The organism is Arthrobacter sp. B0316-1-20 (genome assembly GCF_059091865.1).
Genome location: NZ_JBNHHC010000009.1, coordinates 76,254 through 100,070, shown reverse-complemented (window position 1 = coordinate 100,070; position 23,817 = coordinate 76,254). Strand labels below are relative to the sequence as shown.

20 protein-coding genes are annotated in these 23,817 nt (G+C 68.9%); 3 read left to right on the top strand and 17 right to left on the bottom strand.

Annotated elements, in window-relative coordinates:
- Window positions 1–18: 18 nt before the first annotated feature.
- The gene (locus tag AC5RW2_RS16480; protein ID WP_494024367.1) at window positions 19–873 is read right to left on the bottom strand and encodes a TspO-related membrane protein; all 855 of its coding nucleotides are present in this window, start codon (window positions 871–873) and stop codon (window positions 19–21) included.
- Between the two features lie 26 nt (window positions 874–899).
- On the bottom strand, window positions 900–1,559 hold the full coding sequence (locus AC5RW2_RS16475) for a DedA family protein (RefSeq protein ID WP_494074238.1): 660 nt from the start codon (window positions 1,557–1,559) through the stop codon (window positions 900–902).
- Between the two features lie 46 nt (window positions 1,560–1,605).
- On the opposite strand from AC5RW2_RS16475, the gene AC5RW2_RS16470 reads away from it, so the two are divergent.
- Window positions 1,606–2,127 (top strand): O-acetyl-ADP-ribose deacetylase, encoded by a 522-nt coding sequence (locus AC5RW2_RS16470; protein ID WP_494074237.1) that lies wholly within the window; start codon window positions 1,606–1,608, stop codon window positions 2,125–2,127.
- On the opposite strand, the gene AC5RW2_RS16465 is transcribed toward AC5RW2_RS16470, so the two are convergent.
- The 3 genes from AC5RW2_RS16465 to AC5RW2_RS16455 form a co-directional block, all read right to left on the bottom strand.
- Window positions 2,124–3,002 (bottom strand): FRG domain-containing protein, encoded by an 879-nt coding sequence (locus AC5RW2_RS16465; protein WP_494074236.1) that lies wholly within the window; start codon window positions 3,000–3,002, stop codon window positions 2,124–2,126. The genes AC5RW2_RS16470 and AC5RW2_RS16465 overlap by 4 nt on opposite strands.
- Window positions 3,002–3,745, bottom strand: coding sequence for an MBL fold metallo-hydrolase (locus AC5RW2_RS16460; RefSeq protein ID WP_494074235.1), 744 nt, complete (start codon window positions 3,743–3,745; stop codon window positions 3,002–3,004). Before AC5RW2_RS16460 ends, AC5RW2_RS16465 begins: the two co-directional genes overlap by 1 nt.
- 61 nt (window positions 3,746–3,806) lie before the next feature.
- Entirely contained in the window at window positions 3,807–4,688 is an 882-nt protein-coding gene (locus AC5RW2_RS16455) for a manganese catalase (RefSeq protein ID WP_494074234.1), read from the bottom strand.
- Window positions 4,689–4,966: 278 nt separating this feature from the next.
- Between AC5RW2_RS16455 and AC5RW2_RS16450 the strand changes: the two genes are divergently transcribed.
- Window positions 4,967–5,314 carry a hypothetical protein gene (locus AC5RW2_RS16450; protein WP_494074233.1) on the top strand — a complete coding sequence of 116 codons (348 nt, stop codon included), beginning with the start codon at window positions 4,967–4,969 and terminating at the stop codon, window positions 5,312–5,314.
- Here AC5RW2_RS16450 and AC5RW2_RS16445 read toward each other — a convergent pair.
- A complete protein-coding gene (locus AC5RW2_RS16445; RefSeq protein WP_494074232.1) occupies window positions 5,311–6,354 on the bottom strand; it encodes an SDR family NAD(P)-dependent oxidoreductase in 1,044 nt (347 codons plus the stop codon). The genes AC5RW2_RS16450 and AC5RW2_RS16445 overlap by 4 nt on opposite strands.
- Before the next feature lie 327 nt (window positions 6,355–6,681).
- Here AC5RW2_RS16445 and AC5RW2_RS16440 point away from each other — a divergent pair, with 327 nt between their 5' ends.
- A complete protein-coding gene (locus AC5RW2_RS16440; protein WP_494002266.1) occupies window positions 6,682–7,161 on the top strand; it encodes a DUF4383 domain-containing protein in 480 nt (159 codons plus the stop codon).
- A gap of 45 nt (window positions 7,162–7,206) precedes the next feature.
- Here AC5RW2_RS16440 and AC5RW2_RS16435 read toward each other — a convergent pair whose 3' ends face one another.
- The 11 genes from AC5RW2_RS16435 to AC5RW2_RS16385 form a co-directional block, all read right to left on the bottom strand.
- Window positions 7,207–8,202 carry an RluA family pseudouridine synthase gene (locus AC5RW2_RS16435; protein ID WP_494013751.1) on the bottom strand — a complete coding sequence of 332 codons (996 nt, stop codon included), beginning with the start codon at window positions 8,200–8,202 and terminating at the stop codon, window positions 7,207–7,209.
- A gap of 44 nt (window positions 8,203–8,246) precedes the next feature.
- Window positions 8,247–10,199, bottom strand: coding sequence for a DUF6541 family protein (locus AC5RW2_RS16430; protein ID WP_494013077.1), 1,953 nt, complete (start codon window positions 10,197–10,199; stop codon window positions 8,247–8,249).
- Window positions 10,200–10,345: 146 nt separating this feature from the next.
- Window positions 10,346–11,134, bottom strand: a complete 789-nt coding sequence (locus AC5RW2_RS16425) for an Fpg/Nei family DNA glycosylase (RefSeq protein ID WP_494013076.1) — start codon at window positions 11,132–11,134, stop codon at window positions 10,346–10,348.
- Window positions 11,127–16,097 (bottom strand): Lhr family helicase, encoded by a 4,971-nt coding sequence (locus AC5RW2_RS16420; protein WP_494074231.1) that lies wholly within the window; start codon window positions 16,095–16,097, stop codon window positions 11,127–11,129. The genes AC5RW2_RS16425 and AC5RW2_RS16420 overlap by 8 nt, the downstream gene beginning before the upstream one ends.
- 76 nt (window positions 16,098–16,173) lie before the next feature.
- Window positions 16,174–16,815, bottom strand: a complete 642-nt coding sequence (locus AC5RW2_RS16415) for a DUF4232 domain-containing protein (protein ID WP_494048866.1) — start codon at window positions 16,813–16,815, stop codon at window positions 16,174–16,176.
- Between the two features lie 99 nt (window positions 16,816–16,914).
- Window positions 16,915–17,631 (bottom strand): YcnI family copper-binding membrane protein, encoded by a 717-nt coding sequence (locus AC5RW2_RS16410; RefSeq protein ID WP_494074230.1) that lies wholly within the window; start codon window positions 17,629–17,631, stop codon window positions 16,915–16,917.
- 101 nt (window positions 17,632–17,732) lie between these two features.
- Window positions 17,733–18,359: a hypothetical protein gene (locus tag AC5RW2_RS16405; RefSeq protein ID WP_494024650.1), complete on the bottom strand. Its 627-nt coding sequence runs from the start codon at window positions 18,357–18,359 to the stop codon at window positions 17,733–17,735.
- Window positions 18,356–18,823 (bottom strand): 23S rRNA (pseudouridine(1915)-N(3))-methyltransferase RlmH, encoded by a 468-nt coding sequence (rlmH, locus tag AC5RW2_RS16400; protein WP_494002273.1) that lies wholly within the window; start codon window positions 18,821–18,823, stop codon window positions 18,356–18,358. The genes AC5RW2_RS16405 and rlmH overlap by 4 nt, the downstream gene beginning before the upstream one ends.
- Complete coding sequence (locus AC5RW2_RS16395; RefSeq protein WP_494074229.1) at window positions 18,820–19,680, bottom strand: thioesterase family protein; 861 nt, start codon at window positions 19,678–19,680, stop codon at window positions 18,820–18,822. The genes rlmH and AC5RW2_RS16395 overlap by 4 nt, the downstream gene beginning before the upstream one ends.
- An 81-nt stretch (window positions 19,681–19,761) precedes the next feature.
- Window positions 19,762–21,387, bottom strand: a complete 1,626-nt coding sequence (locus tag AC5RW2_RS16390) for a hypothetical protein (RefSeq protein WP_494074228.1) — start codon at window positions 21,385–21,387, stop codon at window positions 19,762–19,764.
- 9 nt (window positions 21,388–21,396) lie between these two features.
- Complete coding sequence (locus tag AC5RW2_RS16385) at window positions 21,397–23,682, bottom strand: transglycosylase domain-containing protein (RefSeq protein WP_494074227.1); 2,286 nt, start codon at window positions 23,680–23,682, stop codon at window positions 21,397–21,399.
- Between the last annotated feature and the right edge of the window lie 135 nt (window positions 23,683–23,817).

Sequence of the window (23,817 nt, the reverse complement as noted above, 5' to 3'; positions counted from 1 at the left end):
GATGCGCCGCCCTCGGGGTTAGTCCAACGGTTCGCCCCGGCGGATGGCGAGGCGCTCGGCATGCCCCACCTGGAATCGGCGGGACATGCCGCACACGAGCACGAAGAACAGGCCGAAGCCGGCCGCCATCGCCACCGGCGGGGACGGTGAATCGCCCAGGAAACGGTCGTAGAGCAGCCAGCCCAAACCCCAGCAGACTGCCAGCACCACCGCCATCCGGCCGCGGCCGGTCATGGCTGCCACGGCCGCGGCAAAGGACACAGCCGCCACCGCCAGCACGGCCCAGGCCGCGGCGCCCCAGCCGAACAAGTCGGCGCCGCGACCGGTCAGCCAATCCGCGGCATGGACCGCCGCTGCGAGCAGCATCCACCCGGTGAAGAGACCGATCGGAGCATCCGCCAAGAGGGCTTCCACCGGTTCCCGGCCGGGGTGGCGGGTCAGTCCGTAGACCGCCCGGCCCAGGGATGCCAGCACCAACAGGGTAAGGGCCAGCGTAAGCCCCGCTTGTCCGGCCCGCGCTGCCACGACGCTGCCCGCGGTCAGCAGCATCGCTGCCGCGACCGGCCATCCGGTGGAGCGCTGCCGTGCCGACTCGCGCACGGCCGGCCACCACTGGAAGATCGTGTAGCCGAAGAGGCCCAGGTAAATCAGCGACCAGATCTCGGCTGCCCGGGCGTCCAGCGACAGCAGGGTCCGGTCGGGGGAGGGAGGCCCGCCGCCCGCATCATGGATCGGAGTGCCGCCGAGCAGGCCCACGCTGCTGGCTCCTGCCAGCAGGCACGCGACCAAAGCGACGGTCACCGCGCACTGGCGTGCCAGGTCGGCGGCGAGCAGGGATCGAAGCCGGCGGACCGGGGGCAGCGCGGTAGCCATCAAGGGTTCCATGGAAGGCGCAGTTTTCACTCTGCTCCCAGGTCGGCGGAAGGGGATGTGGCGGGACGCGGGACGACGGCGTCGGCAGCGCCATTGGCACGCAGGTAGGCCCGCCGGCGGAAGCCGATCACGGCCGTGATCACCGAAGCCACCAGGACGCCCACCACCGTCCCGATCAGGATGTTGACCCAAAACGGGAAGGTGGACACCGTGCCCGCGACGTAGCCCAGCCCGATCATCCACGCGGCCCACAGCACCGATCCGGCGGCGGAGGCGAGCAGGAACGGCTTGAACGGCACATCCGCCAGCCCGGAGGCCGCAACCGAGGCCGTCCGGCCGCCCGGGATGAAACGGGCCGCCACCACCGCGGCGTAGGTGGAGGATTCACCTGCTTTGCTCAGGGCCAGCGTCACCCCTCGGTCGATCATCCGGCCCCAGCTGTAACGGTTAAGCCAGGCGTTGACGCCGCGCTGAAACAGCAGGAAAAGCAGGAGATCGCCGAGCCAACTGCCCAGCACCGCGGCCAGGATAACCAGCGGCAGGATCAGTTCACCGTTGGCCAGCAGGGTGCCGCCGCCGATCACCATCACTTCCGACGGAGATGCCGGCATCGCGGCGTCGAGAATAACCAGCAGCAGCGTCATGGGGTAATACACCCACTGCAGCGGCCCCTCGGGAATCTCCATTGGCCCAATCTATCGGGAATACAGGCTCGGTGGCAGACTGGAAAAGATGGAAATCCGCATCCTTGAAGGCGACATCACCCAGCGTCAGGTGGACGCCATAGTGAACGCCGCCAATTCCAGCCTGCTCGGCGGCGGGGGAGTGGACGGGGCCATCCACGCCGCCGCGGGACCGCAACTGCTGGAAGCCTGCCGCATGCTGCGCGCCACCGAACTGCCGGACGGGTTGCCGCCGGGCCACGCGGCGGCCACCGAGGGCTACTTCCTGCCGGCCAAGTGGGTGATCCATACCGTGGGGCCCAACCGCCGTGCCGGCCAGACCGACCCGGAGCTGCTGGCCAGTTGCTTTCGGGAATCCCTCCGCGTGGCCGACGGGTTGCGGGCCGAGACGCTGGCGTTCCCGGCGATCGGTGCCGGCGTCTACGGCTGGGATGCGGAGACGGTCGCCCGCCGCGGCATCGGCGAGGTTCTCAAGTACGACGGCGGCGGGATCCGGGTGGTCGAATTTGTCCTGTTTTCGGCGGGGCTGGCGGAGACCTTCCGCCGCGTCCACGCGGAACTGGGCGGTTAGCCCTTATCCCGGAGGCCGTAGTAGCGGCGCAGCCACAGCGAAAGACCGTCCAGGCCCGGGAAGAGCACCCGTTCGGTGACATTGGCCTGGTCAAGGTGGTCCCGGATGCGCCACTTGAGTGTCGCCGGGATGATGATCTTGCGGTAGATCCCGGGATGGCGCCCCAGCCACTCGTCCAGGCCCGCCGATGAGTCCGACATGGTGGAAAAGATTGCCGCCTGGTTCACGATCCGCTCGTCCAGCGACGGCGGTTCGAAGAACAAGGGCACGCTGCGCCCGTCCGCGTCGGTGAAACGGTCGAACTCGTCCAGGGTGAAGGCGGCATGGGAGAGAACGCCGGTGGTGAACAGGCCGCCGCCCAGTGACTCGACCGCGGCGCGCAGTTCCTCGGGCAGCGTGCGGTGGGCGGCCGCATAGTCGACGCACCAGACGGCACCGTCCTCGTCGTACCTGCTGGTGTCCCGGGTGGCGAAGTGCAGCGCCACGTAGGGCGAGTGCGACCAGTCCAGCAGGCGGGTCGGCAGGCCATGGTGCTGGGCGACGCTCAGCCAATTCCAGTCCGAGTCCCCGGGTGAGGTGTCCCGGTGGGCGTACTTGCGGAAGTTGCGCAGGATGTGCCGTTCCACATCCGTCTCCTGCTGCCCGCGCAGCCGGACCAGCCCGGTGGAGAGATCCCGGGCGGCGGAGGTGTGACCGCGGTAGGCGACCGTCGGCCTGAACTTCCCCTGTGAGGATTGCCAGCGGCTCTCGGTCAGGGTGGCGATCAGGCCAAACAGGTCGTCGCCGTCCGGGTGGACGATGGACTCCTGCCCGTCTCCCGCGGGGGCAGGGCCGTTTTCGGCCACGCCTCCCGCGGGGTGGCCGTTTTCGGCCATCAGGACGGTCCGCGCTCGATGGCCTGCTGCACCGCCGAAGCGATGCCGCCGGCGAACGGCTCCCCGTGGCCCGGGAGGGCGATTCGTGCCTCCGTCTGCGCCAAGGCCTGGAGCGACTGGAGTGCTTGCCGAGTGTCCGCGGTGGCGGCGGCAGCTACTATGTGCGGTCCGCGGGCGCCGGTATACGGGTCGAGGGTGACCAGCGCGTCGCCGGTGATCAAGGCCCCGCGCCCGGGGAAGTGCAAGGCGCAGTGCCCGGCAGTGTGTCCGGGAGTGGGCACCACCGTGGGTGCGCCGGGCAGCGTTGCGGCGGCACCGTCGTCGAGCGTCCGCAGGTCCGTGACACCCTTGACCATGAGCGCGCCGGCTGCCGTCATCCGGCTCAGGATGGGTATGCACCGGGGGTACTTGACGGGATAGATGAGGCGGTTTTTCTCGTGCTTGTACCGGTAGGGATGGGCGGCGATGTAGTAGTCGCCGGGGTGGCAGTACACCGGGACGTCGAGGTCGTGCTGCAACCGGGCGGCAAACCCCACATGATCGAAATGGGCGTGCGTCAATACCAGGGCACTGATGTCGCGGGGCGAACGGCCCAGCTCCCGGATGGCTGCCACGGTCATCTTCCACATGGCCGGCAGTCCGGCGTCGACCAGCATGATCTTGTCGCCGTCCTCGACGATGTAGAGGTTCACATCGGCATGGCCGACGCGGTGGATGTTTTCGGCGACGTTGCGTTGAAACATATCTGCCTTTCGGACTCAGGGCATCCCCGCGGCGCTGGCGGCCGCGGGGATGCGTGGCGTGCTATTCCTTGCGCAGCTTGTCCTGGACTGCCCCGGCGGTCTTCTCGACCAGGTTGGGAAGTTCCGTGGTCCCGTAAAAGCGTGCGTCCGGGTGGGTCGGCTTCGGCATCGGGGCGGTGGTGGTGGGGCCGTCGTGGTAGGTGAACTCGCCCTTGCCGTCGGGGGAAGCCCCGCTCGCCCAGGATCCTTGTGCCGCGGCGGCCCCGTCCGAGAAGTTCTGGTACTGGTAGGCCACGTCCCGGTTCTCTTTGGACAGCGGGAAGTTGCTCGGCACCGGCAGGGTCTCGGACCCCTCTTCCTGGAGTTCCCGTGCCGCGGCGATCCACTGGTTCTGGTGCATGGTGTCCCGGGCGAGCAGGAAGGAGAGCATATCGCGCACGCCGTGGTCGTCCGTCATGTGGTAGAGCCGGGCTACCTGCAGCCGGCCCTGCATCTCCGCGTTCGCGTTGGAGGTGAAGTCTGCGAGCAAGTTGCCGCTGGCGGTGATGTAGCTTCCCGACCAGGGGTTTCCGTTGCTGTCCACCGGGCGGGCGCCCGCGCCTGCGACGATGGCCTGCTGGACATCGGTTCCGCCCACCACCGCGGCGATCGTCGGATCAGACTGGACGGCTTCGTCGGTGATGCCGAGCGGGGCTTTCTCCAGCAGCTGCGCAATCATCTTGGCCAGCATCTCCACGTGGCCGAACTCCTCCGCGGCAATGCCGAAGAGCAGGTCCTTGTACTTGCCGGGGATGTGGATGTTCCACGCCTGGAAGCTGTACTGCATGGCAACCGTGATCTCGCCGTACTGGCCGCCCAGGACCTCCTGAAGTTTCCGGGCGTAGACGGCATCCGGCTGGTTTGGTTCGGCTTTGTATTGGAGCTCTTGTTTATGGAAGAACATCTGCGGCAACCTCCGCGAAAATGGGCTCGCCGTCGCTACTGCCAACTCATCTGTCCGGGCTGGCCACGTGCGGGCCGGATGCCTTCCACGCTAGGCACGCTGAATTTAATAAGCAACCTTAGTGACCGGCAGCGGGGTGCCCGGACTTCGATTGAAGCCAGTCCTTCGGCAGCACGCGGGTCATGGCGGCGAAGCGTGGATTTTCATAGTCCCCTGCGGCACAATTGCCGCAGGCACACCGCCCAGATCCACTCCGACGACGGCGAGAGGTGTTCCGTATGCGCCAGGCAGGTTTGGCCGTCGCCCACGGCGTGTTCAACGTGGCCTTCGGGGTATGGCCGCTGCTGCACTACCGCAGCTTCGAAGCGGTTACCGGGCCGAAAGGGGAGCCTTGGCTGGTCAAGACTGTCGGCGGCCTGATGATTGCGGCGGGCCATGCGCAGATCAGGGGCGCCGGGACTTCCGGCGGCACAGCCGCTGCCCGGCGGATCGGCATGGGGGCGGCTGCCACCTTTGCGGCCGTCGACATCCTCACCGCGGTGCCCGGACGGATCAGCAGGATCTATCTTCTCGACGCCGTGGTCGAAGCCTGCTGGCTGGTCGCCTGGGCGCGGCGCCCGGTCTAAGGGCGTCGCCGCTTGCGGGTTCCGCGGAGCCCGGCGCGCGGGTGCCGCCGCTTCCGCGTCCTTCGGTAACCGGCCACCGCCAGGCCTGCCAGTCCGCCGGCCATCACACGGGCGCGTCCCGAACGCCAGTTCCCGCTGACTTTGTTCGACGGCGGATCCGGGGCGAAAACAGTCCCCGCCGATGGCGCGACGCCCTGTCCCCGAAGTGCCAGGGTGTCCATGAGTGGCCCCGATACGCGGTCGTGCAGGCCCGGGAACCAGCGCTGGAACGGAATGAATACGTGCTGGAGCCGGCCCACCACCACCTGGCGGCGGGGCTTTGAGGCCATCCGGGCGATGGCCCTGGCCACCCGGTACGGGCTGACGACCGGAGGGAGGGGGTGGACGCTGCGGCCGGTGTAGTTGGCCGCGTGCTGGAAGATCGGAGTGTCGACGGTGGCGGGCAGGACGGTGCAAACGTGGATGTTCTTCTCGTCGAGCAGTTCCTGTCGCAGCGCGTTGGCCAGCCCCAGCAGCCCGGCATTGCCGGCCACATACGCGGACACGTAGGGCGTGCTGATCTTGGAGTAGACCGAGCCGACGAGGATCAGGACTCCACGCCGCTGCCGTCGGAATTGCGGCAGCACGGCCCGAATGCTGTCGGCCTGGCTTAGCAGGTTCGTCTCGACTATCTTCCGGAACACGTCGGCCGGTGTTTGTTCGAACGTGCCGTAGCCATAAACGGACGCAGCCCCGATCCACACGTCGATCCGCCCGAACCGGTCCAGCGCAGCTTGAACCAGCCTCTCGGAGCCGCCCTCATCCGTGATGTCGGTGGGCACCGCGATGGCCTGTGCACCCAGCCTTGAGCACTCGGCCGCCGCCTCGTCGAGGCTGGAGGCGCTGCGCGCCGCCAGCACCAGGGCAGCTCCGCGCTTGGCCAGGATCCGGGCTGTCGCCCTGCCGATTCCGCTGGAGGCTCCGGTGATCACGGTGACCGGGCCGGTGGTCTGATCGGTGGACCGGCCGGTTGCCCGGCTACGGGGTGATTGCTCTGCCAATGCTTCTCCTCGCCTGGCCCTCTGGCGGACGTGGCATCAGCGTAGACCGCTACCCCGGGCCTGGCTAGGCGGCGGGACCTTAAACCGGCAGTGGCCCTGCCGTGTGACGGCCCGCCGGTCCGGAACAGCGGCGGCAGGAGCTGCCGCACCTGGCTATATCCGCAGCATAGGCAGCGGATTATCCGCAGGAAAGGCAGCCGAATTCGGCTGAGGCTGGCTGCGGGGGCTTAACTAGTAAGCAAGCTTATTGTAGAGTGTTTTGATCAGGGTCCATATCGAACGGCGTCGGGGCACGCACCTGCCAAGGCGTCAGAGGGGAAGATCGCCATGGCAAGAGAAGGCAACGTCCAGGCCCGAAGCACCGGACGGACCCCGCTCCAGACGGCGGCAATGGTCTTCGGTGCCGTTTTTCTGTTGATCGGGCTCTTGGGCTTCATTCCGGGAATCACCTCAAACTATGACCAGATGTCATTCGCGGGACACCAGTCCGAAGCCATGCTGATGGGCGTGTTCCAAGTTTCGATTCTGCACAACATCGTCCACCTCCTGTACGGCGTGGCTGCATTCGCGCTCGCGAGGACTGTGTCCGGTGCCCGGAACTTCATGATCTGGGGCGGCGCGGTCTATCTGGTCCTCTGGCTGTACGGCCTGTTTATTGACCAGCAGAGCGCAGCCAACTTCGTGCCGTTGAACACCGCAGACAACTGGCTGCATTTCGTCCTGGGCGTGGTCATGATCGCCCTGGGCCTGCTGCTCGACCGCCGGCGGGACACCAGCGCCCGCGGAACCGCTGCCGGCCGGGCCTGAAGCGGCCGAATCCCGTAGTCCGCCAGGCCCGAATCCCGTAGTCCGCTAGGCCTGCCGGGCAGGGGCGAACGCGCCGCCGGCAGCAATTGCTCCGGCGGCGCTATCTGCTGCCCCTTCGCGTCGTGCTGCCCATTCGGCTGGCGCTGCCCATTCGGACAGTTCCAGTTGGCTGCGGTATTCCACCGGTCGTCCGCTGATCGGGTCGGTGAAGGAGATACCGCGGGCCAGTAATTGCAGGGGACGCTCGAAGTCGTCAGGAGCCTGGTCCAGCAGCACCGGGTAGAACGGGTCGTGTAGGATCCCGATGCCCAACGACGCCAGGTGCACGCGCAGCTGGTGGGTCTTCCCGGTATGCGGTTCCAGTTTGTAGCGGCCCAGCCGTCCGCGCTGTTCCAGCAACTCGATCCGGGTCTCCGCGTTGGGCTCTCCCTCGACGACCTCGGCCAGCAGGTAGGTGCGGGACTTGACCATGCGGTTCCGCACCGTGTGCGGGAACTGCAGCCGCGGATCCACCGGTGCGATGGCCTCATATTCCTTCTGCACCAAGCGTTTCTCGAAGAGCACCTGGTACTTGCCGCGGGTGGCGGGATTAGTGGAGAAGAGCAGCACTCCGGCGGTGAGGCGGTCCAGCCGGTGCATGGGAATCAGATCCGGGATATCCAGTTGGCGGCGCAGCCGGACCAGCGCCGACTCCTGGATGAAGGTGCCGCCGGGGGTGGTCGGAAGGAAATGGGGCTTGTCCACCACCAGGATGTTCGCGTCCTGGTGGAGAATGCTGGTCTCCACCGGCAGCCGCTTCTCCCGCGGCAAGGTCCGGTAGTACCAAATGAACGTGTGGGCATCCAGCGGCGTGGTCCGGTCCAGCACGGCTCCGCCTTCGCCGACGATCTCGCCGCGGTCGAAGCGGTCCCTGATGCCGTCGGGATCCACATGGCCCCACCGGTGCAGCATGTAGTCCAGCGCCGTTTCCCACGGCCCCTCCCCGGGGAGGCGCAGGCGGGTGGCGTTGACGCCGTCACGCACCGGTAGCGGGGATTCCATCACCCATCAAGGGTACCGGGTGGCACCACCCGCAACCGCAACGCTCAGGGACAGCCGGTGACCCGGTAAAGCTTTGCTTCGCCCTCGGAGTCCACCAGCTCGAACCCGTTGGCCTCGGTCAGCTCCTGCAGGCCCGGCACCGAGGTCCTCTCGCCGGGGTGCACCGAGTGGTCTCCGAAGTCGAGCACGAACTGCACGTTCTGGGCCTCGACGGCGGCGCACACCGCCGGATCCGTCTTCATCTGATCCAGTTTGTCCATGATGAGCTTGCCGTCCACCCGCGGGGACGTGACTCCCGACGGGACCAGCGCGGGACGCCCGGTGTAGGCGTAGGACAGCGAGGCGCCGGTGAGCGGGTTGCCGGCGATGACCGCGCCTTCCGGAACGTGGGCGGGAATCCGCTTGATCAACGCGAGCTCGTCCGCGGTGAGCAGGTGGGAGCTGTCCGTGAACCGGTACTTGGCGGCGGCCTCGGAAATGCCCCGCTGCACGGCAAACAGCGGCACCACTGCCAAACTGGCGACCACCAGCAGCCCGGTGGCGGCCGGCCGGAACCACGACGGCGGCTTCTTCTCGCGACGAACCAGCGTGGCCCGGAAGAAGGAGCGCGCAGTCCCGGCCAGTGCGACGCCGCCGATGGCTGCGATCAACAGTCCGGCCACCGGAAGCATGGCGCTGATGCGGAAGAAGTCGTTGTACCAGATACCGGTCACCCACCAGCGCAGGCCCGGCATCTGGTGCCAGTTGCCGATCACGTAGAGGGCAGCCGCGATAGCGTACATTGCCAGCGCGAAGCGGTTTTTGCGGAGATTGAAGACGACCGCGGCGCCCACGATCGTCAGGACGGTCGCCAGGATGGAGATGGGGCGCTCGAGCGGCGAATGCAGCACCACGTCGGCCAGGGCCTCGGCGGCACTGCCCAGGTTGTCCCAGTTGGTGCTGCTGCTGCGGGCGGGCCGGAGCGTCATCCAGAGCGCGGCCAGCACCACCAGATAGGCGACGGTGCCCGCCAGGGCGCGCCGCCGTCGTCGTTGTTCTCCGGAGCGCAGCGCCGGGTGGGCGGCCGCGAAGACCGGCGGCACCGAGAGCGCCAGCAGTCCCATGATGGTGGCGGGATGGGACAACGCCATGCCCGGCAACAGCCCGACCAGCAGCAGCACGTTGCCTTCCGTTGACACACGCGTGTGCACGCCCACCCGGAGCAGTTGCAGCACCACCCCCAGCGCGGCCGGAAGCATGGCGATGGAGAGCATGAACGGATAGACGACGCCGAACTCCAGCAAAAGGTAGGGGAAGCTGCTGTAGGCGAGCGAGAGCACCGCGGCGACCAGCAGCGGCATGGTGCGTTCACCGGTGATCCGGCTGACCAGGAACAGGCAGCCGCTGCTCCAGATCCCGGTGATCAGCACCAGGTTGGTGATGTTGATGGCGGCCGCGGGCTGCAGCCCCGCGGTGATCATCACCAGGGAGACCACGTCGTGCCAGCCCGCCGGGTAGAAGGTGCCCCGGTCGGTGGTGCCCAGGTAGCCCAGCGTCAGCGAGGAGGCGTTGCCCGAGTCGGAGATGTAGCGCAGCGCGTTGAGGTGAAAGATGTTGTCGTGCGACTGCGCGATGTTGTCCGGGGCGCCGAAGATCCAGAGCATGGCGGCCGCCAGCGGCACGGCCGACACCGCCCAGGCCAGCACGACCGACCGCCAGGGCGCCGGCCGGTCCGGGGCTTCGGGATCGCGGTGCAGGCGGTGGCCGACGCGGCGGCGGAGCAGCCAGAGCAGGACGGCCACGAGCACGGTCACCGCCAGAAGTTGCGGCCAGGCCCAATCCAGCCCGACCAGGCGGCCAAGCTCGGCGGCGACCACGATGGCGGTGACACCGAACGGGCCGGCCAGTGCGACCAGGGACAACCGGCGCAGGCCGAGCACTGCACCCCAGAGCAGGCCGGGTCCGAAGACGAGGACGATGGCCAACAGCGCGGCCGGAATCGTCTGCAGCCAGCTCATGGGCCCCCTTCGTCGGTCATCGTCACCATATTACGGTTTGTGCCGCCCGGCCGCCGTCGGAGCAGGCCATGAGGGGCCTGTGGCAGGCGGAGGGCGGCCCCCTGGACCGGGGGCGGCGGGGGTGTGTCGGGCAAACGCCCCGCGCGTCAGGGAGCCAGCGGTTGGCAGTGCGGGCAGAAGTAGACGTCGCGCTGGTCGGCGTCGGTATTGCCTTGCTGGTCGTGGACGATCGGGGTGCCGCAGCGGCCGCACGGCCGGCCGGCCCGCCCGTAGACCCAGAACGATTCGCGGCGGGCGGGCGACGCGGTGGTGCTGCGGCTGCCGCGATCCTTGTTGACCTCCAGCAGTTGCTTGGACTTCAACACCATGGCAGGGAGATCCGGCACCTGGCCCACAGGGGTGGACGGGTGCACCCGGGCAATGAAACAGACCTCGCAGCGGTAGACGTTGCCGATCCCGGCGAGGTTGCGCTGGTCCAGCAGGGCCAGTCCGATCGGGCGGTCCGGTTCCTGCCGCAGCCGCCGCAGCGCCTCCGCCTCGTCCCAGTCCGGCCCGAGCAGGTCGGGACCGAGATGCCCCACCAGCGTGTCTTCCTCGGTCCGCGGCACCACGTCCAGCGCGGCCAGCGCGAAGCCAACCGCCGTCGTCGTGCCGGTGGAGAGGATGAGGCGGGCCTGGAAGGCGGGTTTGCGCCAGCGCTCGCCGGGTTGGTAGATCTGCCAGCTGCCGTCCATGCCCAGATGCGAGTGCACCGTCAGCGCACCGATCCGCATCAGCAGGTGCTTGCCGCGGGAGCGGACTTCGTCCACGGTCTGCCCGGACAGGTCCAGCGTGGCGTAGCGCGGCACCCGGAAGTCGCTGCCGGCGAGCTCTTGCCCGGCCAGCGCCGCATGCAAGCGCCGGGCGGCACGCCAGATGGTGTCCCCTTCAGGCACGGAACCTCAATCCCCGCGGGGTGGAATAGAAGCCGGCATCCATCAGCGCATGGGCCAGCGGCGTGTCCAAAATTCCGGAGCCATTGACCTTTTCCACGGCCATCTTGTCCGCGGCACCGCGACGGATCACCTGGACCAAGGCCCGGGCACACAACGCCAGCGCCTCCTCGTCCTCGGTGAAGGCCAGCAGCGTCTTGCCGCCGCGTTCCGCGTAGAGCGCAAGCTCTCCGTCCACCAGGACAACCAGCGCGCCCGCCTTGCGGCCGGGCCGGTGGCCGGAGTCCTGCGGGGGCCAGGGCAGGGCGGCCCCATAGGGGTTGGCCGGATCGGTCGCAGCAAGGGCCACGGCCGACGGCGCCTGCTCACCCAGCTGCGCATCGCGGCTGAAGGAGCGCAGCCGGTCAACGGTGGGGGAGACGGCGAACTGGGCCGCCCCGAGGTGTTCGATGAAGTAACCGCGGCGGCAGCGGCCGGTTTCCTCCAGTTTGCCCAGCACCTTGTACATCAGCCCGAACCCGCCCGGGATCGACTCGGCGGCCACCGAGCCGCGGGTGACCACGCCGTAGCGGTCCAACAGCAGTTCGGCGGTGGCATGTGCGCGCACGGTGGGGTCGGTCTCCGGCGCCGGCAGCAGCGACCAGCGCCCCGCGACGGTCGGTGGCGAGGTGCGCGGCTGGCCGGGACCCTTGCCGGGACCCGCCCCGGCGCCGCCGGGTTGCAGGCCGGTCCCGTGCAGTCCGGGCAGGCGTCCGAGCCGGCCCAGCCGCGCCGAGCGTGCCCGCGGCGGTGCGTTGCGCTGCCGGTGCGAGGTGGTCCCGCCGGCCAGCAGCGAACGCACCGGGGCGAACGTGTCGTTGGTGATCCGCCCGGCCCACAGCAGGTCCCACAGCGCGCTGGCGACGGCGTTGTCCCCCGGTTGGGTGCCGCTGGCCGCGAGCAGGTCGGTGAGCTGCCGGAAGAAGTAGGCGCCGCCGTAGCCCCCGGTCCCGGAGAGCGCGTTGAGCAGTTCGTATTGCAGCACGCTGGGTTCGAAATCCGGCTGGGGATTCAGCGTCAGGTGCGCGGCGTCGGCCAGATGCAGGCTGATCCAGCCGTCGTTGCCGGGCATCGACCCGGCGCCGGAGATCAGGATTTCGCCCGTGGCGGTCAGCTCGTCCAGCATGGCGGGGGCGTAGTCGCTCACGCGGGACGCCAGGATGAGGGGTTCCCACGCCGACGCCGGGATGGGTACCCCGGACAGTTGGTCCACCACCGTGACTACGCCGTCCAGGCCGCGCAGCTTCGCCCCGACGTTCTGCCAGGTCGGCAGGAACCGGCCATAGGTGGCAGGATCCACCGGTTCGACTTCCTTGCGCAGGGCGGCCAACGACCGGCGGCGGATCTTGCGCAGCACCTCGACGTCGCACCATTCGGTCTGGCGCTGATCCGTCGGGGCCGGAGAAGCCACGTCGGCCGTGCCGTGGGCTCCGCCCTCCTCAGCGGGCGATGCGCCGCCGGGCCGGAACTCGCCTTCGACCACGCGGCCGTCCTTGAGCAACCGTTGCAGCGCGGTGTGCACCACGGCGGTGCCCAGGCCCAGCCGCCTGGCACATTCACCGGCGGTGAACGGGCCATGAGTGCGGGCGAAGCGGCTGACCAGGTCGCCGAGCGGGTCGGCCACCGGCTCGATGAACGCCAGCGGCACGCCCACGGGCAGCGGCACGCCGAGGGCATCGCGCAGCCGGGCCGCGTCTTCCACCGCCGCCCAGCGTTCGCCGCCGGCGACGCCCACCTTCAGGGCGCGGTTGGCCCTCGCCAGCTCGGCGACCAAGGGCTCGACGTCGGCAATCCCGACGGGCGCGGAGCCGGCGGGAACGGGTCCGTCGACCGAGGCATCCGTCGACCCATCCGCCGGTCCGTCCACCAGCGCGTTCATGGGTCCGTTCACCGGTCCGTTCGCCGGTTCGGCGGGCCGGACGCGGGCTGCGATCTCCGCCGTCGTCAGCGGGCCCAGCAGCCGCAGCAAGTCGGCGATGCCCTCCGCGCCCCGCACCTTGCGGTCCTCGGTCAGCCGCTGCAGCTCCTGCTCGGTTTGGGCGATGATCCCTTCGTCCAGCAACTCACGCAGTTCGGCCCGGCCGAGCAGGTCGTTGAGCAGGCCCGGGTCCAGCGACAGGGCCGCGGCCCGGCGCTCGGCCAGCGGGGAGTCGCCTTCGTACAGGAAGCTGGCCACGTAGCCGAAGAGCAGCGAGCGGGCGAACGGCGACGGCTGCTGGGTGGTGGTTTCCACCAGGCGCAACTCCCGGCGCTCGATCCCGGCGGCAATCTCCTTGAGCGCGGGCAGGTCGTAGACGTCCTGGAGGCATTCGCGCACCGTCTCGAGGATGATCGGGAACGTCGGGTACTTGCGCGCCACATCCAGCAGCTGGGCGGAGCGTTGGCGCTGCTGCCAGAGCGGGCTGCGCTTGCCCGGATTCTTGCGCGGCAGGAGCAGGGCGCGGGCGGCGCATTCGCGGAAGCGGGAGGCGAAGAGCGCGGAACCGCCCACCTCCGCGGTGACGATCTGGTCCAGTTCCTCGGGGTCGAAGAGGAACAATTCGGCGCCGGGCGGCTCTTCTTCCATCATGGGCACGCGCAGCACGATTCCGTCGTCGGCGGCCATGGCGGAACCGTCCAGCCCGTACCTCTGATGCAACCGGGCGCCGACCGCCAGCGCCCAGGGCGCGTGAACGGGCATGCCGAACGGGCTGTGCAGCACCACGCGCCAGTCGCCGAGCTCGTCGTGGAAGCGCTCCACCACCAGGGTGCGGTCGCTGGGAACATCGTTGGTGGCCTGCTGCTGCTCGGCCAGGTAGGCCAGCAGGTTCCCCGCGGCCCAATCGTCCAGCCCGGCGGCGGCCAGCCGCTCGCGTGCCGGCTCCTCGGCCGTGCCGGACACTTCCCGGACGAAGCGGCCCAGCGCCCGCCCGAGCTCCACCGGCCTGCCCAGTGAATCGCCTTTCCAGAACGGCAGCTTGCCCGGCTGCCCGAAAGCGGGGGAGACGAGGACGCGGTCGTGGGTGATGTCTTCGATCCGCCAGCTGGTGGCGCCCAGCGCGAAGACGTCGCCCACGCGGGATTCGTAGACCATTTCTTCGTCCAGCTCGCCCACCCGGCGGCCGCCGCTGTTCTTCGCGTCCTCGGAACCCACCAGGTAGACGCCGAACAGCCCGCGGTCCGGGATGGTTCCGCCGGAGGTCACGGCCAGCCGCTGCGCCCCGGGCCGGCCGGTGATGGTCCCGGCGACCCGGTCCCAAACGATCCGCGGGCGCAGTTCAGCGAATTCGTCGCTGGGGTACCGCCCGGCCAGCAGGTCCAGGGTGGCCTCGTAGGCGGAACGCGGCAGCGTGGCGAAGGGCGCGGACCTGCGCACGACGTCGAACCATTCCTCCACGTCGACGGCGCCGAGGGCGGTGGCGGCCACGGTCTGCTGGGCGAGGATGTCCAGGGGATTGGCGGGGATATACAGGGGCTCGATGCGGCCGGCAAGCATCCGCTCGACCGTCACCGTGGTATTGACCAGGTCCTGGCGATGCTTGGGAAACAGCACGCCTTGGGAGACCTCGCCGACCTGGTGCCCGGCACGCCCTACCCGCTGCAGGCCACTGGCCACGGACTGCGGGGATTCCACCTGCACCACCAGGTCCACCGCACCCATGTCGATGCCCAGCTCCAGGCTCGACGTCGCGACCACGCAGCGCAGACGTCCGGACTTCAGGTCGTCCTCGATTTGCGCGCGCGCCTCCTTGCTGACCGAGCCGTGGTGGGCGCGGGCGAGGACGGCATCCGCGCCGGAGGCGGAACCGGCCTGGGCCATGATCTGGGCCGGCGGCTTGGTCTGCGTGCGGGAACCACCGGAACCCGAACCGGAACCCGAGCCGGGCCCCGGACCGGGAGCATTCTCGGCAGCGTCGTCATGGGCGGCGGCGGTGCCCCAGACGTCCTCGCCGGACAGCGGGAGGGACTCGCGTTCGGTCCAGATTTCGTTGAACCGTGCGGTGAGCCTCTCCGCCAACCGGCGCGAGTTGGCGAAGACGATGGTGGACCGGTTTTCGGCAATCAGGTCCACGATCTTCTCTTCGACGTGCGGCCAGATGGACGCGGGCTGCGCGCCGGCTCCCAGTTCCTCCTGGCTGGGCGAGGCCAGCGCGGTCATGTCCTCCACCGGCACCGTCACAGTCAGGTCCCATGACTTCCGGGCGGGAGGGGCGACAATCTCCACCGGGGAATTGCCGCCCAGGAACCGGGCCACGGTATCCAGCGGCTCGACGGTCGCGGAGAGGCCGATCCGCTGGGCGGGCCGCTCCAGCAGGGCGTCCAGCCGTTCCAAGGTGACCGCCAGGTGCGCGCCGCGTTTGGTCCCGGCCACGGCGTGCACTTCATCGATGATCACGGTGTCCACCGACGCCAGGGTTTCCCGCGCCCTGGAGGTCAGCATCAGGAACAACGATTCCGGCGTCGTGATCAGGATGTCCGGCGGGTGGGTGAGCAGCCGGCGCCGTTCATTGGGCGGAGTGTCGCCGGAACGGACGCCGACGGTGATGGACGGGGCGGGCAGGTCAAGCCGTTTGGCGGTCTGGGTGATGCCGATCAGCGGCGCGCGCAGGTTCCGCTCCACGTCCACACCCAAGGCCTTGAGCGGCGAGATGTACAGCACCCGGGTGCCGCGGGACTCCTCGCGGGCGGCGCGTCCCCGCTTGGGCGCCGCTTCCGGCACAAGGACTGGAGGTTCGGCCTGAGTCTGTGCGCGGGAGATGAACGTGTCCAGCGCCCAGAGGAAGGCCGCCAGGGTCTTGCCGGAACCCGTAGGCGCCACCACCAGGGCATGGGAGCCGGCGGAAATGGCGTTCCACGCACCGGCCTGTGCGTTGGTGGGCGCGGCGAAGGCGCCGGCGAACCACTCGCGGGTGGCCGGGCTGAAGCGTTCGAGCACAGACGTCGTCATACCGATGTCTTGAGCCTAGCGGCCGGCACCGACGCTGTGCAGTTCCCGGTGTGCAGTCCGGGGAGCGGGCGGGCGGCTACGGGGCCTGGAAGGTGCCCACGGTCATCAGCACCACGGAGGAGTCCGAGCAGCCGACCGTCTCCTGCTTCGCGACGAGCGATTCCTTTTGGTTCGGCGGGTAGACCCTGACCCCCGCCACATCCGTGAGTCCGCATTCCTCGCCGTAGTTCTGCGCGTTGGTCTGCTGCAGCTGCGCCTCGGCGGTTCCGCCCGGCTCCAGCGTGACGGCAGCCGCCGCTGCGGCCGGGTCCCGTTCGGCCGGCGCGCCCACCTGTGCGCCGTCGGCGTCGACGTAGGAGACGCCGGGGTACCCCTGGAGCGTGCAGGACCCGGTGCCGGTGTTCGTCAGTACCAGCGTGCGGTAGACGCTGCCGGCGGCCCCGGCGCCGGGCTTGGTTTGAATGGCCGCTTCCAACTGGCCGGCGCGGCAGGAACCGTCCGCGGCGCCGCCGCCGGACTCTGGGGACGCGGTGGCGCTTCCCGCGTTTCCGGTCTCCGGGGCGGGTGCGGGGGACGACGACGGCGCGCTGGCCGCGGGGGCGGACGACGCAGCTGCGGTGCCGGGTTCCTGAGCCGGTTGCCCGCATCCGGCCAGCAGCAGTGCGGATCCAACGAACAGGGCCGCGGCGGCCGGGCGCGCCCGGAAACGATTCATCATGGTCATATTAAACACCCTCGCCAGCCGCCCTCCGGCTTGGGACTCCAGCCGGCGGACGGCCGCCTTCAGGCGGGCCGCCCGCCGGGAGCAGCTTGTGGGTCAGGGCCTCTTGCGTGTGCGGACCAGCGCGGTCACGCCGGCGGCCAGGCCCAGCACGCCGGCCCCGAGCCCGGTCCAGCCTGCCACCGTCGCCGCGCCGTTGCCCGCTGCCCCGGCCGCCCCGGCATCCGGAGCCGCGCCGCCGTCGTCGTGCCCTCCGTGGCTGTTGGCGGATGCTTCGCCGATCACGAACGACGGAGCCGGGGAGTCCAGGTCATGGGGATCTTGGCCCTCCGCGGGCAGCTCTGCCCAGTTGATCTCGCCCTTCTCGCAGGTCTGCAGCGTGGGGAAGGCCAGGCTCTCGCCGGGGGCATCGGGCAGCAGCATTTGGAGCTGCAGCGCGTCGCGCAGCCCGTCGGCCACCGGTTCCTTGGCCGTGTAAACAATCTGGCTGACCCGCTCGGTGATGGTGGCCCCGCTGTCCAAGGTTATGGGGGCATCGAGGGTTTCGGTCACCTTCTCAACGTCCCAGTTGGGGTGCACGGTGGGCGTGGCGTCGGCCAGCTGCTCGGGCAGCGAGATAGCAATCTTCGTGGTCGGTGAACCCTCACATCCATGGGAGAAGGAGAACGTCAGCACGGAGCTGCTGCCGGCGGCGTTGTCCTCGGGGGTGACGCCCACGTGGGCGGAGGCTGCTCCGGCGCCAACAGCCAACAGGCCAGCCGTGGCTCCGACGGCCAGTAAAGAGCGAAGGGTAGTGCGGTGAATGGTAGTCACAGAATGCCTTTCGGGAGGCGCTGGGCCGCGGTCCGCGTAGCAAGGCCATAGCGGCCCGTCGCGGCGCAGGGCCGGGGAATCGATGATGTTTAGGACTTGGGTTAGGTCCGGTTTTGGAAGCTCGCCGGCACCGGCGGTCCCCGCAGCGGCACGAGTGTGACCAGGTACTGGGTTAGGAGAGGCAACGGATCTTGCTTGGCGGCAAGGGCGACGCCGGCGGGCGGCAGCGCCGTCACGGTCGACTGGCGGACCAGCGGACGCAGCCAAGCGGCCAGGCTCCACAGCGCAGCCTCGCCGCGCGCCAACATGAGCGCGGTCAGTGCTGTGGCCAGCACATGGGCGGCGAGCATGGCAGGCGAACTCCCGGCGTGGGATGTGGCCGCACAGTCGAGTGCCACGGCAGTGGATCCGGCGTGGCCCGCATGGCCCACGTGTACGGCGTGTCCGTCAGAGTATGGGTCCGGCGCGCAGCGGACGGCTGCGAGAAGTTCAAAGGCTTGGTGCAGTGCGAGCTGTCCGACGGCCAGTACCGCCAGGATCGTCACCAGTTGGAGTTTCCGCCCGGCCAGGATCATCACCGGCAACCATGTCAGCGCGCCCAGCGCCAGGACGACGGCGGCGGGTGGCAGGGTTCCTCCGGCCGCAGTGTGCGCGCCGGCGGCTACGCTGAAGACAGCGGCGGCGACTGCCGCGGACCGCCCGAATCGCAGCGCGCTACCCAAGATCATTCATGGTGGTAGGGACGCCCGCCGGCGATCTCCTGGGCGCGGTAGAGCTGCTCCATGAGGATCAGCCGGACCAGCTGGTGCGGGAAGACCAATTTGGAAAGGGACCAGACGAAGTCGGCCCGCTGGTGGATCGAGTCGTCCACCCCGTACGCCCCGCCGATGATCAAGGTGACGTTGCGGGAGCTGTCCAGCGGCTGCTGGAGGGTGCGCGCGAGGGTGGGCGAATCGATGTTCTTGCCGCGTTCGTCCAGCAGCACCACGAAGTCGTTGGCGTACTTGCCGCTCAGCTTGGCCAGCAGGGTTTCGGATTCTTCCTTGCGCGCGGCGTCATGCTCGCGGGAGGAATGGGGGATCGGCTGCCAGCTGACGTCGAAGGGCTTCTTCATCCGCTTCTCGTAGCGGTCGATTCCTTCCGCCACCCACGACTCGTGTTTGCGGCCGATGGTCAGGATGCGCAGGGTCATCCGGCTGATCCGGGGAATTTGCGGACGGTCAGGATCTGGGCGGCGCGGCCCACCGGACCCTGTTCGTCGAACAGTTCGGTGTCCGTCAGGCCGACGCCGTCGTCGCCGAAGCTCACGCGGGTGTCCAAACCCGTCCACTCGCCCTGCGGCTGGCGGAACAGGTGGATGGTCAGGTCAAGGTTGGGGAACATGTACTCGCGCGGATCCTGCCGCACCGCGATGCCGTTGGCGGTGTCCACGATGCTGACGAAGCGGGCCAGCGGGTGGCTGTCCTCGCCCTGAACCAACGGGTGGAGGGTGCGCGCCCAGACGGTCCGGTTGCCGGGACCGAGGTCTGCCGCGGTGCGGAACTCCGTGGACCGGATGAAGCCGCCGTCCCAGACGCTGGTCATGGGCGCCGGGGGACAGCCGCCGGGTCCGGGAATGGGCCGGCTGAAGGTGCCGGCGACGGCGGCGGTATCACCGGTGAGCAGGCGCCAGACCTGGGCGCGGATGGCCGTGCGGCCTTGCGCGGTGAAAGTGGCCTCCAAAAGCTCAATCGTCTTGCCCGGCCGCAGGACCCGGGTCTGGATCTCGAACTCACCGCCGTGGATGATGCCCAGGATCTCGAAATTGATCCGGCTCATCACCATCTCGGGGCGGGGATGATTCCGCAGCAACTCGTGCACGATCAGGCCGGAAGCCGGTGCCATGTGCTGTTCGTGGTCGTTCCAGGCTCCTTGGGAATGCAGCGTGGATTGGAAGCGTCCGCCGTCCAGGCGCACGTAGTAAGCATCCGGAACTGTACCTCCATCGGCGCCGAGGTGCTCGGTGGCGGCAATGCCGGCGGTGGCCGCGGTGGTGGTGGAATCAACCATGCCCCCACTCTAGCCAAAGCGCGCGGCAGCCTTGCCTCCCGGCACAACGAACCCCACGCCGGCAAACGGGCGGTGCAGGGGTCAACGTTCTCCGACAGGGCGGGGATCGGGCGGGGGCGCCGGGGCGGCGGGCTCGGCCGGCGGCGCCCAATCCAGGATGGCCGGCGGGCCTATCGCATCACAATCCGCGGGCTCGGGCGGGGAAGGCTCCCGGGGCGGACTGGGCGGCTCCGGCTGCTCTTCCTCCTCGTCTTCGTCGCCCTGGTTTTCTTCGGCTGCTTCCACCGCCTTCCGGTAATCTTCCAGCGCCTTCTTGTACTCCTGCCGCGCGTTTTTGTACTCCTGCTCCGCGTTCCGGTTGTCCGCTTCGCACTGCGCCAGGGCGTTCCGGTAGCCGGCCCGTGCATTATCCCGCTGGGTGAAGAATGCCGATCGCTCCGCCAGGGCCTGCTGGTAGACGGCGTATTCGGCCCAGTAGTCATTCCACTGTGCCGCGATCTTGTCCCACTCCTTGTTCACCTTGGCCACCGCGGCGGCGTAGTCCTTGTACTCCTGCACGTCCGTCCGGTAGTGGTCGTAGGCGGCCCAGTAGTTCAGCACGGCCTGTTGCCATTTCCTGGCGCCGGCGGCGAGTCTCGACTCTGCGGCCTGGACACGTTCCCGGTTGGCGGCGGCTGCGTCCCTGGCGTCGAAAGGCACCGGTGACATGCCGGTGAACTCCCAGCCGCAGCCCGGCCCGGCGGCGTCCTCCGTCAGCAGATGGACCTTCGCCGACCTCGCGGGCTCGTTCGCGGGGCTCTTGGGCGGCCGGGGGAACTCCCGGGCGTCCGGCATCGGCGGCCAGACCGGGTAGGCCGGTAGGGCCGCCGGATTGGCCGGCTTGACCTTCAGGTCCGGTGCCGGGAAGGACACGGTTTCGTAGTCGGCGTCAGCCGGGGCCTTCGGCAGCGGAACGGCGGGGATGGATACCGTTCGGGTGATCGTGAACGGCTTGTAGCCTGCGGTCGACCAAGGGGAGCGGGCAGCGTCGCCGGCTTTGGATTCCTGGTCTGCGCAGACGTCGGCGAGCGCGGCCGCGAGCTTCTTGTCCAGTTGCCTGGCCAGTTTCTGCAGCGGTGCGGCTGCCTTTCCCGTCACGAAGGCCAGCACGTCCCCGCGCCGGAAGGTGAGCACCTGCATGGTGCCGTGGCCGTTCTTGGCCGCGTAGATCCGGTGGGCCTGGACGCCGGGGCCGTCCAGTTCCTCGCTCCGGACAGCAATCGCCGCCCCGGCGCAGTTGGCCGCGTTGTCCGCCAGCTCGTCCATGGCTTCGGCGCCGAGGCCGGCGGTGTAGGCGGCGGCGAGCACCTGCACCCTCTCGCCGCGCACCCTGAAGGAACGGGACAAAGCCACCGAGGGCGCCGCGCCGATATCGCACGCGTAGGGCACCGGCAGCGTCGCTCCGCGCTCCACCGGACCCTCCGGCTTCCACTTTCCGGGCGGTTCGGCCAGCAGCCCGGTCAAGGAAATGGAGGCCGGGCTGTCCGTGAGCACCGCGCTGATTGCCACCGGTGTGGCAGGCTCGGCCACCGCCGCGGCCTGTTCCTGCGCGAAGAACATTGGCAGCCCCGATGCCTGCAGGGCCACCAGCCCCGACGCGGTGAGAGACGCCAGGCACAGCGCACCGGTGGCCAGGGCAAGGGCCGGATGTTTCTCGAAGATGGACACCGGGACTCCTTACAACCCGTCGGGGATTGTGATGGCAGTGTTGCTGCCGGCGCTGAGCGTGATGGTCACTTCCTGGCGGAAGGTCAGCCTGCTGCCCGGCGGTGCCGACTGCGCGGTCACCACGTTTTGATCCACCCGCGGGTCCGGTTTGGCCGTTTCCTGCCCGACCACCGGCACCAGGTTGTTGCGCAGCAGCACCGTGATGGCCTCGTTCACGCCCAGCCCGCGGAGGTCGGGCATGGAGCGGGACGTTTCGACGCTGGTGGTCAGCGGGTCGGCCTCGGGCATCGGCTCGGCGGGCAGGCCCTTGTGCAGGCCTTCCATGGTGTCCTTCCATACGGGGCCGGCCAGTTCGGAGCCGGTGAGGTCGTAGAAGGTTTTGCCGTAGGCATGCACCGTCTTCAACGGGTGCTGGGTCCCGCCGCGGGGGTCGCCGAGCCACACCGCCGTCGCATACTGCGGGGTGACGCCCACAATCCAATTCGTGGCGAAGTCATTCGTGGTACCCGTCTTGGCTCCGGCCTGGCGGCCCTTCGGCATGCCCAGGGCGCCCAGCGTGCCCGCCGGGTGGAACGGTTCGGTCAGCACGTCGGCTACCGTGGCCGCCACCGAAGGGTCGATGGCCTGGTGGCAGTTTGAGGCGGGAACCGGGAGCTTCTCCCCGGTATCGCTGCGGATGGCTGCGGTGATGGTGACCGGCCGGCACAGCACCCCGCCGCTGACGAAGGTGGAGTAGGCGTTGGCCATCTCAAGCGGGGAAATCTCGTAGGAGCCGAGCGCCAGCGATGCCTCCCGGCCGTGCAGCTTATCGACGGGGATCGAGGTGATGCCCAGGGTTTCCGCGAACTCGGCGACTTCCTTCACGCCCGTGCGCTCGATCAACCGCACGAAGTAGATATTCACCGAAGCGCGCACGGCCTGGTAGGCGTCGATAGAGCCGTAATTCTCGTAGCCGTAGTTGTGGAAACCACCGGGCGGATTATCCAGCGAGGAGTAATAGGGGCCGTTGGCCAGCAGCTTTTGGCGCGGTGAAATCCCCTGGGACAGCGCCGTGGCGAGCACGATCGGCTTCATCGCCGACCCCACCTGGAAGGCACTGTCGGCGAAGACCACCTCGGTCTTGCCCTTGCCTTCGCCCCAGGACCGGTTCTGTGCCACCGCCGTGACATGCCCGGTGCCGGGTTCGACGACGGCGGTGCCCAGCGCCGCGCGGTTCTTGTTGCCCATCGCTTTGTGCACGGCCTTTTCGGCCGCGTCGATGGCCTTGCGGTCCAGGGCCGTGGTCAGCGTCATGCCGCCGCGCGAGAGCCGGTCCCCGCGTTCTTCCTGGGTCTTGCCGAAGGCAGGATCGGTAAGAATTTCATCCCTGACCAGATCGCAGTAGAACGGGTACTCGGAGCCGCCGCAGCCCGAGGGCACAGATCCCGGGTCGAGGCCGAGCCCGCTGCCGCGGGCCGCCGCAGCTTCGTTCGCCGTGATCGCGCCATGACGCTCGAGCACATTGAGCACGGTGTTGCGGCGGCTGAGCGCTCGATCCGGGTATTTCATCGGATCGTAGTAGACCGGTCCCTTGAGCAGTCCGACGAGCAGGGCCGACTGGGGCAGGGTGAGCTTGGCCGCCGTCGTATTGAAATAGATGCGCGCCGCCGCCTGGATGCCGTACGCGCGGTTGCCGAAATAGACGGCGTTGACATACATGTTCAGGATCTGGTCCTTATCCAGGCGCTTTTCCAGCTGGACGGCGTACTTGGCCTCGCGGATCTTGGCGTTGTAGGTTTCGCCCACCGCCACCGACTTCTCGGTTTCATCCCGGGCATTGTTGACGAGGATGTTCTGTACCAACTGCTGGGTGATGGTGGAGCCGCCCTGGCGCTCGCCGCCCACCGAGTTGCTCACCATCGCGCGGGTGACGCCCATGGGGTCCACGCCGTGATGTTCGTAAAACCGGGAGTCCTCGGTGGACAGCAGCGTGTCCAAAAACGCGGGCGAGACCTGATCCAGGTCCACGTCAATCCGGTTTTCGCTGTAGAAGCGGGCGAATTCCTTGCCGTCCTTGTCGAGCAGGACCGTATGTTGCGGCAAGGCGGTGTCCAGTGGAAGCTCGGCGGGCAGGCCTTCCCACAGGTCCAGCACGGAATCCGTGGCAGCAGAGAAGGCGATGGCCCCCGGCGCTACCAGGGATCCCGCGCTGAGCGCGACGACGGCGACCGCACCGGCCCATCCGGCCACGCGGATCAGGGTGCCCTGCCGGTGCTCCGGCCGGGCCGCAGGCCGCAGCAACTCATCCAGCCCCACGGTTTCCCGCCGCCGGGGCCACCACCGCCGCGTTTTTCTCCGCAGGTGGGCGGCGCTTGGGCCCGCCGGAGCCGGTGTGTGACCGGCAGCCGTTATCGGGGCGCCGCTGGTTGCGCTGCCCGCCGGATCACGATC

Coding starts and splice junctions, on each gene's coding strand:
- AC5RW2_RS16480 (WP_494024367.1), bottom strand. CDS start 873: ATGGCTACCGCGCTGCCCCCGGTCCGCCGGCTTCGATCCCTGCTCGCC.
- AC5RW2_RS16475 (WP_494074238.1), bottom strand. CDS start 1,559: ATGGAGATTCCCGAGGGGCCGCTGCAGTGGGTGTATTACCCCATGACG.
- AC5RW2_RS16470 (WP_494074237.1), top strand. CDS start 1,606: ATGGAAATCCGCATCCTTGAAGGCGACATCACCCAGCGTCAGGTGGAC.
- AC5RW2_RS16465 (WP_494074236.1), bottom strand. CDS start 3,002: ATGGCCGAAAACGGCCACCCCGCGGGAGGCGTGGCCGAAAACGGCCCT.
- AC5RW2_RS16460 (WP_494074235.1), bottom strand. CDS start 3,745: ATGTTTCAACGCAACGTCGCCGAAAACATCCACCGCGTCGGCCATGCC.
- AC5RW2_RS16455 (WP_494074234.1), bottom strand. CDS start 4,688: ATGTTCTTCCATAAACAAGAGCTCCAATACAAAGCCGAACCAAACCAG.
- AC5RW2_RS16450 (WP_494074233.1), top strand. CDS start 4,967: ATGCGCCAGGCAGGTTTGGCCGTCGCCCACGGCGTGTTCAACGTGGCC.
- AC5RW2_RS16440 (WP_494002266.1), top strand. CDS start 6,682: ATGGCAAGAGAAGGCAACGTCCAGGCCCGAAGCACCGGACGGACCCCG.
- AC5RW2_RS16435 (WP_494013751.1), bottom strand. CDS start 8,202: ATGGAATCCCCGCTACCGGTGCGTGACGGCGTCAACGCCACCCGCCTG.
- AC5RW2_RS16430 (WP_494013077.1), bottom strand. CDS start 10,199: ATGAGCTGGCTGCAGACGATTCCGGCCGCGCTGTTGGCCATCGTCCTC.
- AC5RW2_RS16420 (WP_494074231.1), bottom strand. CDS start 16,097: ATGACGACGTCTGTGCTCGAACGCTTCAGCCCGGCCACCCGCGAGTGG.
- AC5RW2_RS16415 (WP_494048866.1), bottom strand. CDS start 16,815: ATGATGAATCGTTTCCGGGCGCGCCCGGCCGCCGCGGCCCTGTTCGTT.
- AC5RW2_RS16405 (WP_494024650.1), bottom strand. CDS start 18,359: ATGATCTTGGGTAGCGCGCTGCGATTCGGGCGGTCCGCGGCAGTCGCC.
- rlmH (WP_494002273.1), bottom strand. CDS start 18,823: ATGACCCTGCGCATCCTGACCATCGGCCGCAAACACGAGTCGTGGGTG.
- AC5RW2_RS16395 (WP_494074229.1), bottom strand. CDS start 19,680: ATGGTTGATTCCACCACCACCGCGGCCACCGCCGGCATTGCCGCCACC.